Here is a 19,556-nt window from a genome sequence, read left to right as displayed (position 1 = left end):
TAAATTGAAGCGTTTACAAAAGGAGTAAATTTGTACTTTTTTTAGGTTTTATGATTTTTTTTAGCGAGCTGGCATGGTCACCCGCACCTTTGTCCCCTCGCCAGGCTGGGACGTGATTTGTACTCCGTAGGACTCTCCGTAAATAAGCTGGATTCGCTCATGCACATTCCTGACCCCGATTCCGGAAAAGAGATGCTTCTTGCGTTTAGTCGCCGGCAGCTTTGTATCATCGGAAACCTCCATCCCATCTCCATTATCCTCGACCTCGCAGATGAGGCTGTCCCCTTCCTTCCAGACAAGGACATTGATGTAGCCATCGGTTTTATGATTAAACCCATGAAAGAAGGCATTCTCGATAAAAGGCTGGAGAATCAGCTTCGGGATGCTGCAGCCGATACAGTCAGGCGAAATGAAGTAATTCACCCTGATCCTGCTGCCATAGCGTTTTTGATTGATAAATACATAGTTTTTCAGATTCTCGATTTCTTCCTGGACAGTGATGGTCTCACTGACAGTGCCGAGGGTGTTCTGAAGCAGGGAGATGAGTGCCCTTATGGTTTCATCCGCCTCTTCCTTTCCGCCCTGCTGGACCATGAACCGGATTGAGGCCAGCGTATTGTAGAGGAAATGCGGATTGATCTGCTGCTGGAGTGCGGCCAGCTCGGCATTGCGCTTTTCCTTTTGCGATTGCATCAGCTGTTCCACATACTCGTGAAGCTCGTCCAGCATCGAATTGAAGGCCTGGCCAATCTGCTTGGTTTCTTCTGTTCCTTTTACATCAACATACTGGTGGAAATTATATTGGGACGCACTCGATATCTGTCTGGAAAGACTTGAAAGGGAATTCGTCAGCCTCCTTGAAGCGAAAAAAACGACACAAAGGGCTATGAGGACAATGATGGCCGAAATTCGGATGATTTCCCTTTTGTCAATCAGGTCGCCAAGTGCGGTCTGCTTGTCGATCACATTGAAGAAATACATATCGTAGGAAGGAAGATAATCCATCATGATGATATGTTCTTTCCCCATAAAATCACCATTGATTGTCCTGTTGGGTGTCTTTTCAAGCTCATCTGTATAACTTAGGAGATCATCGGCGTTCTGCCCGATCCGCTTTGATTGGCTGCTTGAAACGATGACCCCTTCCCTGTTCAGGATGAATACATCATTTCCATTGCTTGTATAATTTGAATAGAATTTTTTAAAATCCTTTTCCTGAATGGAAAAATACATGGAGCCATAAATAAATCCGGAAATTGGCACACTCAGTGCCCGTGAAGCAACAATGAAGCGCTCGTCTCCAGTTTCACCGGTAATGTCCTGACGGTAATCATACTGAAATAAGAGCCTTTTAGGATACAACAGGGTGTTCTTCGTAATGGGGCTCTTTTTTAATTCATCATCTGTAATCGGCCAGTAGGCGCGGTCCGTCGCGTAGCTGACTCCATTCATTCCGGTTACAATGATGCCGACCTCGTAAGCGTCAAGGTTGGACTTGATCCGGTTCATCTGCTGGCCGAGATGGAAGAGGGAACCCATTCGGTCGAAATCGGATTCCTCCGCCGTCAAGGTCCGCTTGATCGTCCCGTTCTGCAGAAGGTTGTTTGATGCAAGAACGATTGAATAATTAAACGACTCGAGATTTTCTTTTATCTGGTTCATGACCTTGGAATTGGTGATGGAGAACCTCTCAATAAAAAACTGCTCGGACATGCGGATGGCGGCCCAGGTTGTCACCGCTGAAACGGTAATAATAATCAGAACAGTAAACAGGAACATTTTCATAAATAAGCCGTTGTATTTAAGGGAATTGGGAAGGATTCTCTTCATGCTGCACCATCTCTTATCATGTGTAATGTTTTCGTTTGTACTGGCTTGGGGACAGTCCCGTTATTTTCTTGAACACCTTGCAGAAATAGCTGTGGTCGGAATAGCCGACCATCGAGGAGATTTCCGATATGGCTGCGGCTTCCTGAAGCAGCAACCTGGAGGCCTCTTCGATACGAAGTCGGTTGATATACTCTACAAAGCTCTCCTTGTTATGGCTGGAAAAGTAGCTGGAGAGATAGGACGGATTAAAATGAAAATGCCTGGCCACATCCGTCAGGGTAAGCGGCTCCCGATAATGCTCTTTTAAATAATCCATCAGCCTTTTCATATTTAAATTCGGCTGCTCTTCCGATGTAAACAAGCACTTTTTAACGTCATCGAGAAACTTGTTCAGGTGACTCACTGCATCTCCGGCCGATGCAGCACCCTCGATCGATTTGAAATAGGTGTATTTGTGATTTTGCAGCTCTTTTACATCGTAATCCATATTTCCAAGCAGGATCGTGATATTGAAAATCATGTTGCCAAGGACCGACTTAAACTCAAAAACATCCGTTGTATAGCACCTGGATAGAACCTGAATATGGTCTTCAAGGTAGGTGAAAGCTTCCTCGAAATTCTTGCGTTTGAACTCCCCATTGAACCAGTCGAGATTGAACTCCCCCGCTCCATCGGCTGGCAGCCCGGGAAGGGTATCTTTTACAATCAGCGCTGTATCCGGCAAGTAAAAGCGGCAGGATAACAGCGGGATCAGCTCCGTTTTACAGATGGTGCCAATTTGGGAAAACTCGCTAAACTCCACACTCATTGCAAATGCTGTATCCCGCATCGACTCTGCCATCCGGTCGGCTGCACTCTTTAAAATGGAAAGATTTTCGCTGGTCGTGTTAAAAACAAAGACAAGTGTATCGTGCTCATAGGAAACGGTGCAGGACGCAGCCTCTGCCACTGTGTCCAGGCAGGCGTTTTCCACCTTTTTGATAAAAGCTGCCTGGTCAATCTTAGAAGAGTGATTTTTGACATCGGCCGCCAACAGCAGATAATCGCTGTAAGGAAAATATTGCATGACCGAAGACTGGTCATAATCGGCTACGTACCCGGACATCAGCTTTTCAATGATGTGCCCGATGGACATCGCCCCATTCTGCTGGATGCCAGCTGGCTGCAAAGATGGAATTCTGGCGGCAGCGGTCCTCAAAGCTTTTAAAAGGCCTTCTCCATCCAGCTTTGGCTTCAGAATATAATCAACCACCCCACTCTGGAAGGCAGAGCGTACATAATCAAATTCGCCAAAGCTGCTCAGAACGATAATTTCAATGTCCGGATACCGTTCCTTGACCACCCTTGTCAGCTCTTCCCCATCCATAATGGGCATGACAATATCCATCAGAATAATGTCAGGCTTCGCGGTCTCAATCATATGCAGTGCTTCCCTGCCATTCGAAGCCTCGCCCGCAATCAAGAAGCCTTCCTGCTCCCAATTGAGATAATGCTTAATTCCCTGCCTGATCAAAATCTCATCGTCTACAATCAGCACCTTGCATAAATCACCAGTTGCCAACACAATTCCCCCCTCACATACATCTCTACTTAATCTAATAATCTTCTAAACCTATATTACTATAGAAACCCGGCAAAAAAAGCGCCAATATATGGCCATTTCCGGGGAGGGGCTGGGAGGATAAAGGGGTTGCGGGCACTTTAATTCACTGAAGAGGGTCAGGCCCCGGTTGCTTTACAGTGTTAAAGGGGGTCTGGCACCCTTTAGCCTGCTGAAGTGTGCCAGACCCCCTTTCGTATGCTAAAGCAAATGATTCTCTAACCTCCTAAAGGGGGTTAATGGATTCAAAAAAAAGCGTACGGAGCATTGGTTGCTCTGTACGCCTTTTTGTGTTTGTATCTGGTTACGCTGCTTTCCCTGCTGTCGCGCCAGCTTTTTTAAGGATTGTTTTGTTCAGGAATGGTACTACCCAGCGGTCAAGGCCATAGTGGCCAGCGTTATAGCCTGCGAACAAGATGATCGCCCCGAGGAAGATATCAGTTGGGTTATGAGATACCGTTCCGGCTAGGACGAAGCTGAAGTTCATCACAAGCCCGAAGAACATGGCGGCTGTTGTAAGACATCCAAGGATCAAGCCCAGCCCGACCAGGAATTCTCCCAGCGGAATAAGAAAGTTAAACAGGTCTGCGTTTGGGATCGCGAAGCTTTCAAGGAAATTCACATACCAGCCATATACCGGACCTCCATCCGGACCAGTTACCGGATTGGCTACCGCTCCTTTCAGGAATCCTGTGGCATCGAAGCCTCCTGTCAATTTATGAAATCCCGCTGTCATCCAGCTGTATCCAAGGAACAGACGCAATGCTGTCAAAATACCTGCGGCCAATTTGTTTTCTCTTAAGAATGATACGAACATGATCATTCGCTCCTTTTCAAAAATAAGTAAGTTATTTAGTACACTTAAAATATAGCAGATTCCAAGGTAAAAATACTGATTATGTGAATTAGTTCACAATTTGTTAAAAACATAATGACAAAGCTGTGAACTTCAGAAAGCCTGTGGGACTTTAACCCACTAAAGGGGGCCAGACCCCCTTTAGTGGGTTAAAGTATATATTACATGCATTTGTTTATTGAAGCGTACAGGCAACTATACTTTTTAGTCTAAAACAAACAAAAAGCCTGCAGAGGAACGTTTACTCTGCAGGCTTTTGGGTTATATGATGTTACACTGTTTTTCCGGCTGGAGCGTTCCCTTTTTTAGCGAAAGTCCTGTTCAGGAACGGCACCACCCAGCGGTCAAGGCCATAGTGGCCAGCGTTATATCCAGCGAACAGGATGATCGCTCCTAGGAAGATGTCGGTTGGGTTATGAGATACAGTTCCTGCAAGAATAAAGCTGAAGTTCATGACAAGTCCGAAGAACATGGCGGCTGTTGTCAGGCACCCAAGGATTAAGCCAAGCCCGACCAGGAATTCTCCCAGCGGAATAATGAAGTTAAACAGGTCTGCATTGGGAATGGCGAAGCTTTCAAGGAAGTTGACGTACCAGCCATAGACAGGACCACCATCCGGGCCGGTTACTGGTTTCGCAACCGCACCTTGAAGGAATCCAGAGGCATCGAAGCCTCCTGTCAATTTATGAAATCCTGCTGTCATCCAGCTGTAGCCAAGATACAGGCGTATAAGTGTTAAAATACCGGCAGCAATTTTGTTTTCCCTTAAGAATTTTACGAACATGGTGATTCGCATCCTTTCGAAATAAGTAATTTGTTTGATTACACTATCAATATATCAAATTCCACTGTTTGAATGATGCTTATATTAGTTAGTTCACAAATCGTTAAAAACATATTGTCAAAGTTGTGAAATCCAGAGGAACTTGTACACTTTGGCATACTAAAAGGGGTCAGGCACGCTTCGCTTGACTAAAGCGTGCCTGACCCCTTTTAGAGCATGAAAGTTTTGTTATACCGGGAATCACAGTATGATGATGGTAAGCAGTAATAATAGTTTAGGAGTGATTGGATGAAAGCTTTAGTTCATGTGGAAAAATCGGGAATGGAAGGTTTGTCCTATCGTGAAATTGTTGAAAGGAAGCCGGGGGCCGGCGAGGTGAGCGTCAAACTGAAGACGGCCGGTTTGAACCATCGCGATCTTTTTGTCCTCCAGCGGCATCAGCCGGGAGAGCCTCCATTAATCATTGGCTCTGATGGCGCCGGGGTCATCGATTTTGTCGGCGATAAAGTGGTGGGCGTCGAAGTGGGCGATGAAGTGATCATCAACCCTGGGCTTGGCTGGGATGAAAAAAGCGATGCTCCACCTGCCGAATTTGACATCATTGGCCATCCCGGGCACGGGACCTTTGCCGAGAAAATCATTGTTCCGATTGAAAATGTGGAGATTAAGCCCGAACATCTTTCCTGGGAGGAAGCGGGTGTGCTGTCACTGGCGGCGCTGACTGCTTACCGGGCCTTGTTTACAAGAGGACAAGTCCAGCCAGGCATGAAGGTATTTATCCCTGGAATCGGAAGTGGAGTGGCCACCTTTTTATTGCAGTTTGCCAAGGCGGCGGGGGCGATTGTTTATGTTACTTCCAGGTCAAAAGAAAAATGTGTACGGGCCATGGAACTCGGTGCCTATAAGGCAATCGACAGCAATGAGGATTGGGAGCAGGCGCTTGACGGTGAGAAAATGGACCTTGTCATTGAGTCTGTCGGCGCGGCGACCTTTAACCAATCAATCAAACAGCTGCGCAAGGGCGGTACGATCGTTACATTCGGAGCCTCAGCAGGCGATGTCGTACAGTTCAACCTTCGCGATTTCTTTTACGGCCAGTACAACTTATTGGGGTCCACGATGGGAAGCCGCGAGGAGTATAAAGAAATGCTGAAGTTCATCAGCGATCATAAAATTCACCCTGTAATGGACCAAATGTTCCCGCTGGAACAATATCCTGAAGCCTTTAAAAGGCTGGAAGAAGCCAGGCAGCTAGGGAAAATTGGATTTACCATCAGCGAATAAGCATACCCATACATGCCAAAGGACGGTCCGATTAATGATGGACCGTCCCTTTTTAAATGTCCGGATGGAATTACTTTTTCTTATACTTCTGCTTGGCTGCATCGATATAATCGACATATTTTAAAAGCAGCACAAATGGCCATAATAGCACTGTCAAGAGATCCATTCCCACAGCTTTCACTGAATCTGCTTTCTTGATCATTAAGCCAGCGAATCCAATAAGAAGATAAAGGGTCAATTCAAGCAGCAACAGGACCACTCCTTTAACACCTTTATTACAGTGTATACAAATATCCCTGTCCTGGTGACCAATCCGGAACAGAGATGGAGCAATAGTCCGTACCTTTGCCGCTAAGATTTTATGAAGTTCAGGAGGTCGGAGTAGTACGCCTCTTTGTTGCTTTTTTGATCACCACTTAATCTCCTCCGCCGCCCCCTGAATCTCCGCCAGAGGAATCTCCCCCATCGTATGCAGATTCATTGCTGTCATGGGCTTTGTCATTATGCCCATTGAGATCATTGCCAAGTTTATGACCATCTCCTTCTTCGCGATGGTGATTATGGTGAAAATCACCGTGATAATAATGGGCACTCCTTTTAGCCTTGGAAGGCTTTCTGGCCCTTTTCCTTCCTGGAAAGAAAACCATTGCCGCCCCTGCCAGCAAAATGCCTATGATCTCACTCCCCATATAAAAAAGAAACAGCCCAATCAAAAGAATGAATGCACAAACGACTCTCGCAGCTATTCTTCCGGCACTCAGACAGATTCCCCCTTTGTGTCAAACAGAAGTCTGTTAAGAAATGGTTATTCGGGCCTATGTTTTTTTAGTACGCTCCCGCCTTCTAAACAGCTTTACCTATAGCAATTCGTTTCCGTGCGTTAGACATCCCATATTCCCAATGTTAAAATTTTTACAATTCATACTTTTAAGGAGAGTGATATCTTTGAAAATCGCTTTTATATCGGATATCCATGGCAATGCCATTGCACTGGATGCAGTTCTGGAGAATTTAAAAAGAAACCTGGTGGATAAAGTCTGTGTCCTCGGGGACCTTTGCTACCGCGGGCCGGAACCAAAACGATCCCTGGACCTTATTCGCTCATTGGACACGGATGTTATCAAGGGGAATGCAGATGAATGGGTTGTACGGGGAGTCCGTGAGGGAGAAGTGCCCGGAAAAGCATTAGAGCTGATGAATGAAGAGCGGAATTGGACTGTGACCAGGCTGGACCAGGAAGATCTTGACTATCTCCAAAGCCTCCCAACTGAATTGAAATTCGAACACGGAGGTATTTCAATCTACGCTTATCATGCAACTCCTGAAAGTCTATTTGAAGTTGTGCTCCCTGATGCTGCAGACAGTGATTTGGAGGCAAAGCTGATGCAAAAGGAAAGCTCCCAGCTGTATGTATACGCTCATATACATAAACCCTATATCCGTTATATCAACGGGAAAATCATCATGAACATTGGCAGTGTCGGACTGCCGTTTGATGGAGTGGCAAAAGCCTCCTATGGATTGGTGGAGATTGAGGACGGAAACATCCGGACTTCCATTCAGCGGGTAAGCTTCAACCAGGAAAAAGTAGTGGAATTGTACCATCATGAAAACTACCCAAATGCAGAAATGATGAGCGGAGTGATCAGAAACGGAAAATTGTGAGGGGCTTGGCACTTTACCACTTTAAAGCACAGCGGGTCTGACCCGCTTTAGTGCTTTAGCACATGATGACGTGCTTTAGTTGGCTGTGTAGCTGGCCCCGAGTTTATCTTTGTAGGCTTTTGTTGATTGGTGGACAATGGTATTGAAGAAGGCCTCATTGATTTCGGGCGTCAGTTTTCTGGCGTATGCCCAGGCGTTTTCTTCGATTTCCAGTGCGATACGAAATTTGTCCATGTCGGACTCACTCTGATCCAACTGTGCGGAAAGTTCTTCAAGCCGAGTATCTTCTGCGTGGCCAATTTCGTGGGCAAAGACGGCTTTGAAATAGTCCGTGAAATGGTCCATTGTGGCAAACAGCTGAAGGCATTGAATTTCAATTTCTTCTATATACATGGTGATGGAATGTGAACTAACACTATATTTGCCGCCAACAATTCGGTCTCCCGGGAAGGAAGCTTCCAGTTTGACTGCGGCCTGGGTCCCTGATCTGAGCACTAAATCATTTACCAGCTTCTCTATTTTTTTAACATTCAATTGTACCATACTCCTAAATGATTAGTTCAGAATATTATAAGGGAAAGGAAGGAAAAAGGAAACAGTGCTTTTTTCCTACATCCATTCAGCCCGTCTCACTAAAAGAGAGACCTCTTCCGATTTAAGAGGTCTCTCTCTGCTATCTTTTTTGCATTTGTTCCTGGGCCATTTTAATCATTTCACGAACCATGCTCCCGCCAAGCCTTCCGCCGACTTTCCCCGCCTGCTCTGAAGTCAGCCGGCCATTGTACCCTTTCGACAATGGGACACCAGCTTCAGCGGCCGCTTCAAATTTGGCGTCATTTGGATCCTGTGTATTCACCACTTTTGCTTTTAACTCATCCAGCGCCTCTCTGGCCTCTGGCACTAAAATCTTGTTTCTTCTCGCCATGTGGAACCCTCCTTGTTATAATCTTCTCCCTGTTTCCTAAGCCCATGTTAATGAAAAATGGGCGGTACTCCCGAAATCCCCCTGCCCTTTAGGGTGAGATTCAATTCGCCTTTTGAATTGACTCCCGCATAAAATATTTCAGATTCCCCGCGAATTTGCTGTTTTTCAAGTTCCTCTCGAAGCCAGTCTTTGTCCTTTTTCAGCCTTTTCAATATGACAGTCTGAATTTCACCGTCCAAAATAATGGGGATTTCATAATCCATTTGCCTTGCTGACAGGTTCAGGTCAGAAACTTTCACAGTCTGTTTTTCAGGGGTCAAACTTACCGAAAGTTTTCCATTTGCTTCGACAATTGCAATGCCGACATCCTTAACGTGAAAAACATCCTTCTCACGCAGCATTTGCAGAATGCTGTCAATGGAGTAATTAATCCGTCTTAGGTTTTCAGGTAAAAACTCTCCTTTATATACAACTGCTGTTGGCTCAAAGGTCATCATCTTTCCTAACCTGCGATTGCGAAGCTTGGCAGTAACTAGCAATTTCTGTAGTAACCCGATGGCAATCATTGCGACTACGGTATGTATATGGTCGATTTGAGGGTCGGCGATATCGGCTCCCACCACCGAACCAAGAACCAGCACCACCATAAAATCAAAGACCGGAAGCTCTCCGATTGACCGCTTCCCCATATATAATCCCAGGAACAGCAAAAACGGCAGAATAGTTATGATTCTTCCAATCACCTTCAGGCTGTCCATTAGAATATCCATACTCACCCCTCCTTGCTTCCGGGTTTAAATAACCAGTCATGCTCCCTACGGAATTTCAACCTGTCTTAACCTATCCCTTTTTCGATTTATTTCCCGGAAAATGTCGGAGGCCGGCCATTATATACGATAACCTTCGGGAAATGACTACAGCCACGCATTAAAGGTCGAAAATAAGAAGCTGTTCATGCTGTAACTATGGCTTCTGCAGTCTTCTGCTTTGCATTCCCTATTTAATGCATTTTATCAAGTGGGTTTCACATAAAAAAATGTGATGTCACTGATCTACATTGGTTCTGATTAATCCCCTCTTCCTCCCTATTATTTGTAGAGGGTAAATAGGAATAAGCGGTAGTTTTATCCATACAAAAAGGATGGTTTAAGCCACCCTTTTTTAAAATAGTTTTAATTTTTAGTAATCTCCGCCTTGCCGCTCATCTTCCTTCAGTGAGGCTTGTGCGCCATGGTGCCCCTCGGCTTTTTTAAACCCTTTGTCAAGCCTGCCAGCATTTTCAATATCCCCTGACATTTCATAGCCGCCGACTTCCATGTTGGAAGTGGTGCCATAAAGTCTCATGCCGCCTAGTTCAACGTTGATTCTCTCATTCGCATCAGGCTTTCGATTTGCCATCCTCCCACCTCCTGTCTTTAATATAGCCATTTTCAGGCCTCCTATCCCTCCATGCTCCCTATCTGCGGACGCTGGTAATAAACGGAATCTGATTAAGGCATGCATCGTTTCCTTTTCAGAAAAGCAAATTAATAACGGAATCTGTATTTAAAGCATGCAAGGGACAGTTTCGCATGATTGGAGGATGCAAAGTGAAGCACTTTTGGGCATTGCTGATAAAATTTACATCTGTTGCAATTGTTCTCTTCTCGATACTAAGCATATTCAATATCGGGGTGGGAACCATTTTATTCATATCCATCGTTACTACTCTCGTTGCCTATGTATTGGGTGACCTCTATATCCTTCCCAAAATGGGGACGATTGCTGCAATCGTTGGGGATTTCGGGCTAACTTTTGGCCTGGTTTGGATCCTATGTGAGCTATTTGTTACAACACCCATGAATACGCTGTCTGCCTCGCTGTTTTGTGCCCTGGCGATCACAGCTGTGGAGGTGTTCTTTCACCTTTATGTCAGAAATCATATTTTGAGCAATAACGCCGACAGCTTTATTCCAACCGTAACCAAATACGATTCCCTGACGACAGAATTTTCAAAGGAAATCAGCCCAGTAAACAATAAAACCAATTCGCGGGACGGTAATAAAAACATGCAAAATCAAAGATCTGCCATGGAGGATAAAAAATGAGAATCTCAGATCCGACTTCTTCTCAGGATAAAAAGAAAAAATATAATCAGACCAACAGCCAGATAAAAGGGGAACTGATGCCTGAAGCCAATCAGCTCTCCATGGCTGTTTCAAAGGCCGTGGGGAATATTGGGGAAGATAACGATAACAGCCAAGGCAAGGCCAAGCGGTAAAACATGAAAATGAAAGAGGTGCGATATGCCTAGAGGAAAAGAACTTGAGCAGCTTCCGATGGCAAACACTCTCCCTGGAATGGGTGAGGACAGGAGCAAATATAATCGGGAAATCCTTGGAGGCATCACCACCGGGGAACGTCCTCAGCCAGCAAAGGTAAAGAAGAAGTAGTTGGAACCCAGTAACCGCCCCGGCGGTTACTATTTGTTTTTAGTTCCTTTTAGGTTAATCCAGGGAATGAAAGCAGAGTGAGTGTATGTTACAAAAAAAACCACTTCGCATCCTCTATACTTATTCTTTAAAAAGCTGAAATAGCCTGAATCGGCTTACGGTCCTCCTGCTGCCCTTCATGCTTCACATATTCAAACGATGTAAAAGCCAGGAAAAAACAATAGCCGATTCTCAAAAGAGAATCAGCTACCGAAGCTGGTTTATTTTTTATTTTGTGCCAAAATGCTTTCAGCTTGCTGTCTGAACTGTTTTGCCGCTTCTTTCGGCGTCAGTTTTTCAAAGGCAATCTGATCGGCCAGGTTCTTTAATAGATTGATGACTTCGCCTGCCCCGATTGGATCCGGGCCATTATATACTGTACTGTTCTCCCCGGCCCAGGCTACATAATTGAATACTTGTTTTTGTTCTGGGGTCAACAAAGGCAGTAATGCTTCCTGGACTTTTGGAGACCCAGGAACACCGCGGTCGCCCAGCATTAGTTTATTGGCTTCAATATCGTTTGTCATGAAGTCGATGAATTTAGCGGCCTCTGCTTTATTCTTGGAACTCTCGGCTACCGACCATAACATGCTCGGTTTCAGGAAGAGTCCTTTCTCAGCGTCCGGACCTGGCAAGCCAACCATTTCAAGGGGACGATTTGCTGCCTGCTGGATGCCGATAAACTGGTTGGACCATTGGATAAGGCCGATGGATTGTTGTTTTACAACAGGGTCATCTTCAAGACCTTTTACTTGAGCACTTGCGTCAGGAGACTGAATCTCTTTTCCTTTTACCATGTCCGCATACCTTTTAAAGAAGTCTATAAACAGTTTGTCATCCTCATAGCCCAGGGTTGTTCCATCTTCGCTATAAAGTCTTTTCCCAAGTGTTCTTAAATAATAGTTGAAGGATACATCCGGAGCCGTGCCCGGTCCATTTTCAATGAACAGGCCAGCCTTAGCTGCCTTGTTGCCCATTTCTTCATAATCTTCCCATGTCCACGTTTCCGGGACTTTGTCCATGCCAATCTTTTTAAGCAATTCAGGGTCATATTGGTAAGCAAGGGCATTTACCCCGGCGTTAAGCCCGTAATATTTATCACCGACTTTGCCGCCGTCAAGAATGTCCTGGCTGAGGTCTTTGGTGTCTATTTCCTTGCCTAGGAAGGGTTCTAGATCGGCAAGTGTATTGTTATTTCCGTATTGGGTGATGTAGGAAAGGTCCATTTGAATGATATCCGGAAGTTCATTTGATGCTGCCTGAGGAGCCAGTTTTGTCCAGTAATCGTCCCAGCTGGCATATTCGGGTTCTATTTTTACGTTTGGATTCTTTTCCTCATACATTTCAATGATTTCCAGTGTGTAATCGTGTCTTGGCTGCGATCCCCACCATGCCATCCGGAGCGTCACCTTTTCATCTTTTGATGCTTTCCCTTCGGATGGTTCGCTGCTTGTTTCACTGTTTCCGCTGCACGCCGCTAGCGAAGAGACAAGCATCATGGAAGCGAGCATATACTTCATTTTCCTCATCAATTGTTTCCCCCTTCTCTTTCTGTAAGTGCTTTCATCAATCATTATACAGTTTTAGTTAGAATTGTCAGAATTTAAAAAACAGTGTTGTTCTATTAAAAAACAGAGGTATTTGTCCAAAAAACAGAGATATTATGAACAATGGTCTAAAAATCCATCTTAGACAATCCTAAAACGACGGAGCATCGTACCTATAAAATTCCCTTTTTTTTACAAAAAGGGAATCACTCTTCCCAGGTCGAACTCTACCCAACAGGCCTGTTCAAGGACACACACGAGTATGTTTCGTAACAGGCAGGCAAAAAGAAAGAGGCTGGCGCCAAGTAATGTCACACTTTTGGCGCCGCCTCCAGCTCTTTTTTTAAATGCTCTCTAAATCCGATAACATCCTATCTTAGTATGATATTAAAGGAATAGAAAGTACGGTTTCCAACATCCACCCTTATTGTATATTCACCAGCAGACATTGACTTTGTGCTGAGGTTGAAGATATATTGATTCGCATCAGAATCATAGCGGAACACATTATCTTTAGATGCTGAACCTGCTGAAACTCCTTTAGAATCTTCCACATAAATCTTTGCCGTTGCTTCAGTAAGGAAGTTGCCGTCGTTATCACTTAACTGGAACTTAACGGGCAGGGTCCTGCCTGCCTTGTAGGCAGTCGTTTCGTCACTTTTTACAGGATCTAAAATTCCACTGGCATTAATCGTTTCACTCGCAGCCACGATCGGCAAGTTCGATTCCCCTTCAGAGTTTACCGCCGTCACCTTATAATAAGAGGTCCCTGTCGGTGCGGTGCGATCGGTGAATTCCGGAATCCCGGATGTGCCAATCTTCTTATACTCTCCATTTGGATTGTCAGAGCGGTAAATATTGTATTTCTCTATTCCCAATATAGGAATCCAGCTGACGTCAACATCTGCACTGTTATTGACAGCTGCCTCAATCCCCGCCGGGACAAGGTTTTCAATGGTTAAATCATATCTTCGGGAATCATATCGGCTGAAATTGTAGTTCCGGAAGTCCGACATCCGGGTTACCCCTGTAATATGTTCCTTTAAGTTGCTTGTGCCATTGGAATAAATCGATACCGAAAGATCACCTGTAAGATTATAGACGAGCAGCTCATCTCTGGAATCCCCGCTCACATCTGCCACCATGACTTGCTCTTTTGCATCCGTATGCTGGTTAAAAGTCACAATCGGATTAAAGTAGCCATCGTAAAGCTTTGGTACGATTCCATTTGGATTGTCGGCATCTTTCCCTCTTCTATAGGTCGTAATAAGCGGGGTATAGCTGCCAGTCCAGTTATCGAGAGGGCGTACAATGCTTCCCCAGTCGCCCTTGGCACGCTGTTCATGGTATAAGGTTTGGCCTTTAGATGTAAAAAGGAACATCCCATCCTGGCCAGGATTTCCCCTGTTCACCCGATCCAGTCCTGCAAGCTCCAAGCCCGGGGAATCAATCCGGTAATTTCCTACCAGAATCTGCTGGGGCTCTACTGTATCGCCGTTTCTAAAAATTTGGTTTCCGTCAACATCGAAGGCAAACGTATCAGAACCGCCCAGAATGATTTCCGACTCTCCATCACCGTTTAAATCTGCTACCCAGTGGGTATCCACGTGATCCGGTAAATTCTTTCTCCATATCTCCTTGCCATCGTGGGAAATTAAGGAATAGTTGTTCACCAATTCATCTCTTCCGTCCCCGTCAAAATCATATGGCAGCAAGCTGTGCCCGGTGTTTCCAGGATAATGCCATAACTGGTTGAAATCCTTGTCCATCGCCCAGATCTTTGAATATCGATCCTTCAATAAGATATCCTGAGGGGTTTTGTTGCCGGAGAAATTAGCGATAAAAATAGCATCATGGGCTCTTTGGTCCGGAAGTTGATGTTTTTTCTCGATCTCACCGGTTTTCCCGTTAAAAATGTAAAAATACTTCTCTGTATCGTCTCCCAGCTGCATGACGGCAAGTACTTCATTTTCACCATCAGCATCAATATCATATATCTGAGCAGGTTCATCCGCCCCGCTGGTTGTCACTCTCGGATCAACGGTTCCCTGCTTCCATAATAAGTTTCCTTCAATATCATAGGCGGCCAGGTGACCTACAAAGCGCGGATTGCGGGCATCATCTCTTACATTGGCCGGCTGTACCATTAAAATATCATGGCGGCCGTCTCCGCTCATATCACCGATGCGCATTCGGTTCCCTGTCCCAGCTTCACTGATATCAATCTTGCTGACCAGATTCGGGAAGGACCATTGAGTTATGCCCAGCACCTCTGCAGACTGTTCCCCTTCTCCCGAGGCATTCAATGCGGAAACCTTATACAAATAATTGGAATCGCTTTCAACTTTATCGTCTTTAAAGTCTGTGGTTTGCGAGCTGCCAACTAATTTATAATCGTTGTATCCCAGTCTGGCTCTATAAATACGATAGCTCTCTGCACCCTCGACCGCCTTCCATTTCAGGGAAATAGAGTTCTGAGTGACAGAAGGGATTTCAATTCCGCTTGGGACTGCCGGTGTTGTATTGACGGCTGTATTTGCAGATACAGGATCCGCCTTGCTTAATGGGACAAATTCTGACGCCATTGTCAGTGATAGCATAACTGCAAGTAAACCTTTGGATTTTTTGAACATGTTTTCCCTCCGACGAAAAATAGTTTTTACCGATACATGCATTTGTTAAATAGATTTACGAATCTCCTAACCTAATTTTTTACTGATTTTAATTAATAGATTTGTTCCCTTAGCATATTTCTGGCTCTTGCTGATTACACAAAACTCTTTGTGTACCAGCTCTCTGGAATAACATCCTTCTCAAGTTCCAGAAGTTCTTTAATCATTTCATCAGCATCCGCAATCGAGTGAACGAGAGGGTCCGTCAACATGGCTCTTCGCAGTTTCTCCATGCTGCCCTCAACTACGGCTTCAGCCGTCAATTCATGGGTATCGAGCACGAGTTCCTGCATCCCGCGGATCCCCCTGGGCATCTCTCCAACGGGCAATGGCTTGACTCCATCCATTGTGACCTCGCATAACAGTTCCAGGAAGGCATCATGATTCATATTCGACACTGCCCCTTGGTTTAAGGTGTTGATGTAGAACGGTTTGCCCAATCCCGCCACCATATTTTCAATAATATCTGTGGCATGGTCCGGGCCAAAGGAAGTCGTAAACTCCTCAATTGGCGTTGCACCGCTGAGGAAGCTGTCCACCTGCTTCCACATAACCTCATGGCGTTTATATCGATCTTCTGTTTCCCATATCGAAAGGGGCGGTATGGTGTCCTTCCGTTTGCCAAGTCCCTGCCAATAAGGGACATACTCCTTGGTATGAGCGGTACATGTCGGGAGATAACCAAAGATGTCGTACAATTGTCCGCTTATCGCATCATTGAAGAGAGCCTTTGCTCCTTTATCCCCTCCTGTCGTTTCAGTCTCCGCCGATCGCTTCAACGACTCTGCAATTGCAGGAACGACATCGATTCCTTCGTATTCTGCCTTTAACAGCCACGTGAAATGGTTCACTCCGGCAATTCGCAAATCGAATTTGCGGTCTGTCTCCTCGGTATACTCGCTTTTATCACGAATAATCCCTGCCCGTTTTGCATAGATGATTTTCTTATGAGGCATATGGTGTGAATCACACAGGGCAAAGCTCTTTAGGTTCGGAGCATATCTTGCCAAGGCAATTCCATTTACTGTGGAAGGGTTAATATAATTGATCACCCATGCCTCAGGACAGATTTCTTCAATATCCCTGGCACATTCCATAATGACTGGAAGCTCCCGCATGGCCCGGAAAATTCCACCCGGTCCGATTGTGTCTCCGGAACACATCCTTATTCCATACTTTTCGGAGATAGCGCAATCGATCCCCCTGTACTTGACGGTATCCTCGGCAAAACTGAGAACAACAAAGTCAGCATCCTTTAGAACCTGCTTCCGGTCAACACACCCCTCAATCTTCAAATCTGCCTTGTTTGCTTCAACCACCATTCTGGCCAGCTTTACCAGCTTGTTCAAACGCTCTTCATTGGTATCTACCAGGGCTAACGTTCCTTTGTTCAGATACTCGGAATGAACCATCTGCCAGATCGCCTGACGACCAAAAAACAAACTCCCCGCTCCTAAAACCACAACCTTTGGGCTAAAACTGGACATGTCATCCCCCTCTAAATGTTCGTACATCTCAATCATAGTAAAATATCTAAAAAACCAAAATGTAATAGAGTAAGCCATTCATGTCTTTTGGTAAGGTTTTTACTAGAATGTCATTGTCTTATCGGGGAGGGGATTGCGATAAAATAAAGATGAAATAGATTGACAGTTATCGGTTTCTATTATTATCGGGACTTGTTTTGGCGAAAGAAGAAGTGATCTATAGGGAAGGATTTAGCGAGAAACCATCCTTTTAAATAGAAGAGGGGCACTTTGACTGTGCCCCGGACAGAATATTTCATAGAGAGGAACATCAAAAACAGAGAGCATATTCCTTCGTGCAATACGAAGGCAAAACGACTAAAAAAACTGTGAAGGCGGAACTTTATAGTAGTTCTTAAACGCTTTCGAAAAGCTGTATGGATCCCGATATCCAAGCATGTCTGCGATATGTTGAATGGAATAGGTGTTTTTGTACAAAAGCTCGCGTGCCCGATTCATTTTTAATTGATAGATGTACCTGCCTGGTGTAACACCAAGGGCTTGTTTGAAATAATAGATGAAATACTTTTCCGACATGCCCGCCAGTGCGGCGAGGTCTCCAATGCGAAGCGGCTCATGAAGGTGATCGTGGATAAAATCAAAGACTGGCTGGAGTGTATGGACATTCATGGTCTGCTTCCGGTTGGGAGCATGATTAAATCTCCCTCGATATTTCCCCAATCCGTAAAGTTCGATAATCTTGGCAATTAGAATGGACAGGCACCCCTTCAGCCGGATGCCCGACATCGTGGTATGGCTTTTAAATTGGTCATAAGCATCCAAAAACAGATTGATTTCCTCCTGGACCAGCGTGCCAGGAATAATGCCCGAAAGCTCGTAATTATCCAGAATCCCATAGTGGTTCCCCAGCCCAAAGTCAAAATGTGTAAACGTAAACCTGCAGCCTGTGCCCAAGCCTGCCGCCGTATAGGCCACCTTTGGACTGAAAAGGACCAAGTCTCCTTTCGAGGCGAAGTGCACTTCTTCATTAATACGGATTTCCATCTGCCCTTCGTGAATGTACCATAAGTCGTAATCCTTATGGTGTTTGCTCTCTACCCAGCTGGCGGGATGGGCCTTTTCCCCGCAGCTGTTTATGCGAAGCATGATGTATTCAGAAAGCTCGTTGAAAATCGTCAGATCATGTATGGCAATCAACTCCGTACCTTAAGTGAGTCCACTCTCAGCCTGACGAATGGGATGGATCAAGGTACTTCACCCGCCGTCAGCCCTGATAAAATTGAAATTATCACCGCATAATTTTCAATAACCTGTTATAGCTGAAAAGGGCTCCAGTTTGTGTTCTTTCATGCCTTCCGCCACCAGTTTCGCAATCTCCAATGCTCCGGACTCCTGAAAATGTGTGTTGTCCTGAATTCCCTCAGGGTACTTGGCGTAATCTCCAGGGTCTGCCCACATAAATAGCTTTTTGGTTCCTTCTTCTCCCAGCTTTTCGTAAAGTGTTTTGCTTTTCCCTGCCAGGTCGATATAAGGGACTTTCTCTTTTAGGCTTAATTCCTCCATAGCTGCAAGATAGTCACCATGGGTATTGATGATGTTCCCCTGCTCATCGAAGAGGCGTCGATGCATCGGACTAATGAGGACAGGGAAAGCGCCCCGTTTTCTTGCTCCCTCTATATAGATTCTTAAATAATCCTGGTAGGTCGACAAAGGCCTGGTGCCGCCTTCATTGTCTTTTTCGTCGTTATGCCCGAATTGTATGAAGAGAAAATCGTTTTCGCGAATTCTGTTCCAGATCCGCTCCAGACGGCCTTCCTCGATGAAGCTTTTCGAGCTTCTTCCAGACATCGCATGATTGGACACTGCAACATCTTCCGGCAAATAGAAAGGAAGCATCTGGCCCCACCCGCAAAAAGGAAGCTGGCTTGATGACTGGTCCGTCACGGTAGAGTCGCCGGCCAGGAACAGTATCGGCACCTCAGGGGCGCTGGTAATTTCCAGGGAACCCGAAAAAGGCTGATTTCCTATAAACGCAATCTTTAATTTACCATCACATACATGAACGGCAAAGCATTCCTCTCTCTCAGCCTGTACGATCCTTCTGTTTAAATGGCCGGGTCCTGTCCGAATGGCCAAATCCCTTTTGTCTCCGGTCATGCTGGCCTTAATGCATACTTTGTAATTGCCGTCCGGTACATCCACATTAAAGGATGGAACAGGGGGAACACTGTACTCCCCGGGCAAAGAATCCCTTTTCTCCTCATTCCTGACAGTCCCATCCGGGAAAACAAACCCATATCCTTCTTCAGGATCATATAAAAGCTTTTCAGGAATCATGCTGTCGAGGATCAATCTTTTATGAACCATTCCTTATTCCCCTTTCCATCCAACATAAATTTTGCCTCTATTATGCGTATTGATCGGAATGAACGAGT

The 19,556-nt window shown here is 45.3% G+C and carries 20 protein-coding genes; 5 read left to right on the top strand and 15 right to left on the bottom strand.

The annotated features are described in order from the left end of the window. Positions 1-60: 60 nt before the first annotated feature. The 4 genes from EV146_RS05440 to EV146_RS05425 all read right to left on the bottom strand — a co-directional run bounded on the left by EV146_RS05440 (position 61) and on the right by EV146_RS05425 (position 5,070). The gene (locus EV146_RS05440; RefSeq protein ID WP_132003035.1) at positions 61-1,830 is read right to left on the bottom strand and encodes a sensor histidine kinase; all 1,770 of its coding nucleotides are present in this window, start codon (positions 1,828-1,830) and stop codon (positions 61-63) included. A 16-nt stretch (positions 1,831-1,846) separates the two neighbouring features. Beyond that, positions 1,847-3,391, bottom strand: a complete 1,545-nt coding sequence (locus tag EV146_RS05435) for a response regulator transcription factor (RefSeq protein WP_132003032.1) — start codon at positions 3,389-3,391, stop codon at positions 1,847-1,849. A 343-nt stretch (positions 3,392-3,734) separates the two neighbouring features. Then, entirely contained in the window at positions 3,735-4,247 is a 513-nt protein-coding gene (locus tag EV146_RS05430; RefSeq protein ID WP_121610929.1) for a DoxX family protein, read from the bottom strand. A gap of 310 nt (positions 4,248-4,557) precedes the next feature. Then, entirely contained in the window at positions 4,558-5,070 is a 513-nt protein-coding gene (locus tag EV146_RS05425) for a DoxX family protein (RefSeq protein ID WP_132003029.1), read from the bottom strand. Positions 5,071-5,358: 288 nt separating this feature from the next. Here EV146_RS05425 and EV146_RS05420 point away from each other — a divergent pair, with 288 nt between their 5' ends. Beyond that, positions 5,359-6,354: a zinc-binding dehydrogenase gene (locus tag EV146_RS05420; RefSeq protein ID WP_132003026.1), complete on the top strand. Its 996-nt coding sequence runs from the start codon at positions 5,359-5,361 to the stop codon at positions 6,352-6,354. A gap of 70 nt (positions 6,355-6,424) precedes the next feature. Here the strand turns inward: EV146_RS05420 and EV146_RS05415 are convergent, their stop codons facing one another. Both EV146_RS05415 and EV146_RS05410 read right to left on the bottom strand, forming a co-directional pair. Next, a complete protein-coding gene (locus EV146_RS05415; RefSeq protein ID WP_121610926.1) occupies positions 6,425-6,604 on the bottom strand; it encodes a hypothetical protein in 180 nt (59 codons plus the stop codon). Positions 6,605-6,770: 166 nt separating this feature from the next. Next, the gene (locus EV146_RS05410; RefSeq protein WP_158287014.1) at positions 6,771-7,067 is read right to left on the bottom strand and encodes a hypothetical protein; all 297 of its coding nucleotides are present in this window, start codon (positions 7,065-7,067) and stop codon (positions 6,771-6,773) included. 232 nt (positions 7,068-7,299) lie between these two features. On the opposite strand from EV146_RS05410, the gene EV146_RS05405 reads away from it, so the two are divergent. Further along, positions 7,300-8,019, top strand: coding sequence for a metallophosphoesterase family protein (locus tag EV146_RS05405; protein ID WP_132003019.1), 720 nt, complete (start codon positions 7,300-7,302; stop codon positions 8,017-8,019). Positions 8,020-8,094: 75 nt separating this feature from the next. Here the strand turns inward: EV146_RS05405 and EV146_RS05400 are convergent, their stop codons facing one another. From EV146_RS05400 to EV146_RS05385, 4 genes are all read right to left on the bottom strand, one after another. Beyond that, complete coding sequence (locus tag EV146_RS05400) at positions 8,095-8,553, bottom strand: hypothetical protein (RefSeq protein ID WP_132003016.1); 459 nt, start codon at positions 8,551-8,553, stop codon at positions 8,095-8,097. Between the two features lie 139 nt (positions 8,554-8,692). Beyond that, complete coding sequence (locus EV146_RS05395; RefSeq protein ID WP_121610922.1) at positions 8,693-8,944, bottom strand: alpha/beta-type small acid-soluble spore protein; 252 nt, start codon at positions 8,942-8,944, stop codon at positions 8,693-8,695. Positions 8,945-8,991: 47 nt separating this feature from the next. Beyond that, the gene (locus EV146_RS05390) at positions 8,992-9,714 is read right to left on the bottom strand and encodes a DUF421 domain-containing protein (protein WP_181215833.1); all 723 of its coding nucleotides are present in this window, start codon (positions 9,712-9,714) and stop codon (positions 8,992-8,994) included. Between the two features lie 409 nt (positions 9,715-10,123). Continuing rightward, on the bottom strand, positions 10,124-10,342 hold the full coding sequence (locus EV146_RS05385; RefSeq protein ID WP_132003013.1) for a hypothetical protein: 219 nt from the start codon (positions 10,340-10,342) through the stop codon (positions 10,124-10,126). Positions 10,343-10,533: 191 nt separating this feature from the next. On the opposite strand from EV146_RS05385, the gene EV146_RS05380 reads away from it, so the two are divergent. From EV146_RS05380 to EV146_RS27425, 3 genes are read left to right on the top strand one after another with little or no spacing between them, the layout of a single operon-like run. Continuing rightward, the gene (locus EV146_RS05380) at positions 10,534-11,031 is read left to right on the top strand and encodes a YndM family protein (protein WP_158287013.1); all 498 of its coding nucleotides are present in this window, start codon (positions 10,534-10,536) and stop codon (positions 11,029-11,031) included. Next, positions 11,028-11,204 carry a hypothetical protein gene (locus EV146_RS26820; RefSeq protein WP_158287012.1) on the top strand — a complete coding sequence of 59 codons (177 nt, stop codon included), beginning with the start codon at positions 11,028-11,030 and terminating at the stop codon, positions 11,202-11,204. Before EV146_RS05380 ends, EV146_RS26820 begins: the two co-directional genes overlap by 4 nt. A gap of 25 nt (positions 11,205-11,229) precedes the next feature. Further along, positions 11,230-11,376, top strand: coding sequence for a hypothetical protein (locus tag EV146_RS27425; RefSeq protein WP_162990184.1), 147 nt, complete (start codon positions 11,230-11,232; stop codon positions 11,374-11,376). 260 nt (positions 11,377-11,636) lie between these two features. Here the strand turns inward: EV146_RS27425 and EV146_RS05375 are convergent, their stop codons facing one another. The 5 genes from EV146_RS05375 to EV146_RS05355 all read right to left on the bottom strand — a co-directional run bounded on the left by EV146_RS05375 (position 11,637) and on the right by EV146_RS05355 (position 19,488). Continuing rightward, positions 11,637-12,944 carry an ABC transporter substrate-binding protein gene (locus EV146_RS05375; RefSeq protein WP_132003007.1) on the bottom strand — a complete coding sequence of 436 codons (1,308 nt, stop codon included), beginning with the start codon at positions 12,942-12,944 and terminating at the stop codon, positions 11,637-11,639. Between the two features lie 389 nt (positions 12,945-13,333). Then, positions 13,334-15,595, bottom strand: a complete 2,262-nt coding sequence (locus tag EV146_RS05370) for a rhamnogalacturonan lyase family protein (protein ID WP_132003004.1) — start codon at positions 15,593-15,595, stop codon at positions 13,334-13,336. A 134-nt stretch (positions 15,596-15,729) separates the two neighbouring features. Then, complete coding sequence (locus EV146_RS05365) at positions 15,730-17,121, bottom strand: family 4 glycosyl hydrolase (RefSeq protein ID WP_132003001.1); 1,392 nt, start codon at positions 17,119-17,121, stop codon at positions 15,730-15,732. Between the two features lie 357 nt (positions 17,122-17,478). Next, positions 17,479-18,318, bottom strand: a complete 840-nt coding sequence (locus EV146_RS05360) for an AraC family transcriptional regulator (protein ID WP_241993820.1) — start codon at positions 18,316-18,318, stop codon at positions 17,479-17,481. Between the two features lie 105 nt (positions 18,319-18,423). Then, positions 18,424-19,488, bottom strand: coding sequence for a rhamnogalacturonan acetylesterase (locus EV146_RS05355; RefSeq protein ID WP_132002998.1), 1,065 nt, complete (start codon positions 19,486-19,488; stop codon positions 18,424-18,426). Between the last annotated feature and the right edge of the window lie 68 nt (positions 19,489-19,556).

This window comes from Mesobacillus foraminis (assembly GCF_004340465.1).
In the GTDB taxonomy this organism is placed as follows: domain Bacteria; phylum Bacillota; class Bacilli; order Bacillales; family Cytobacillaceae; genus Mesobacillus_B; species Mesobacillus_B foraminis.
This window is presented reverse-complemented; position numbering and strand designations above follow the sequence as displayed.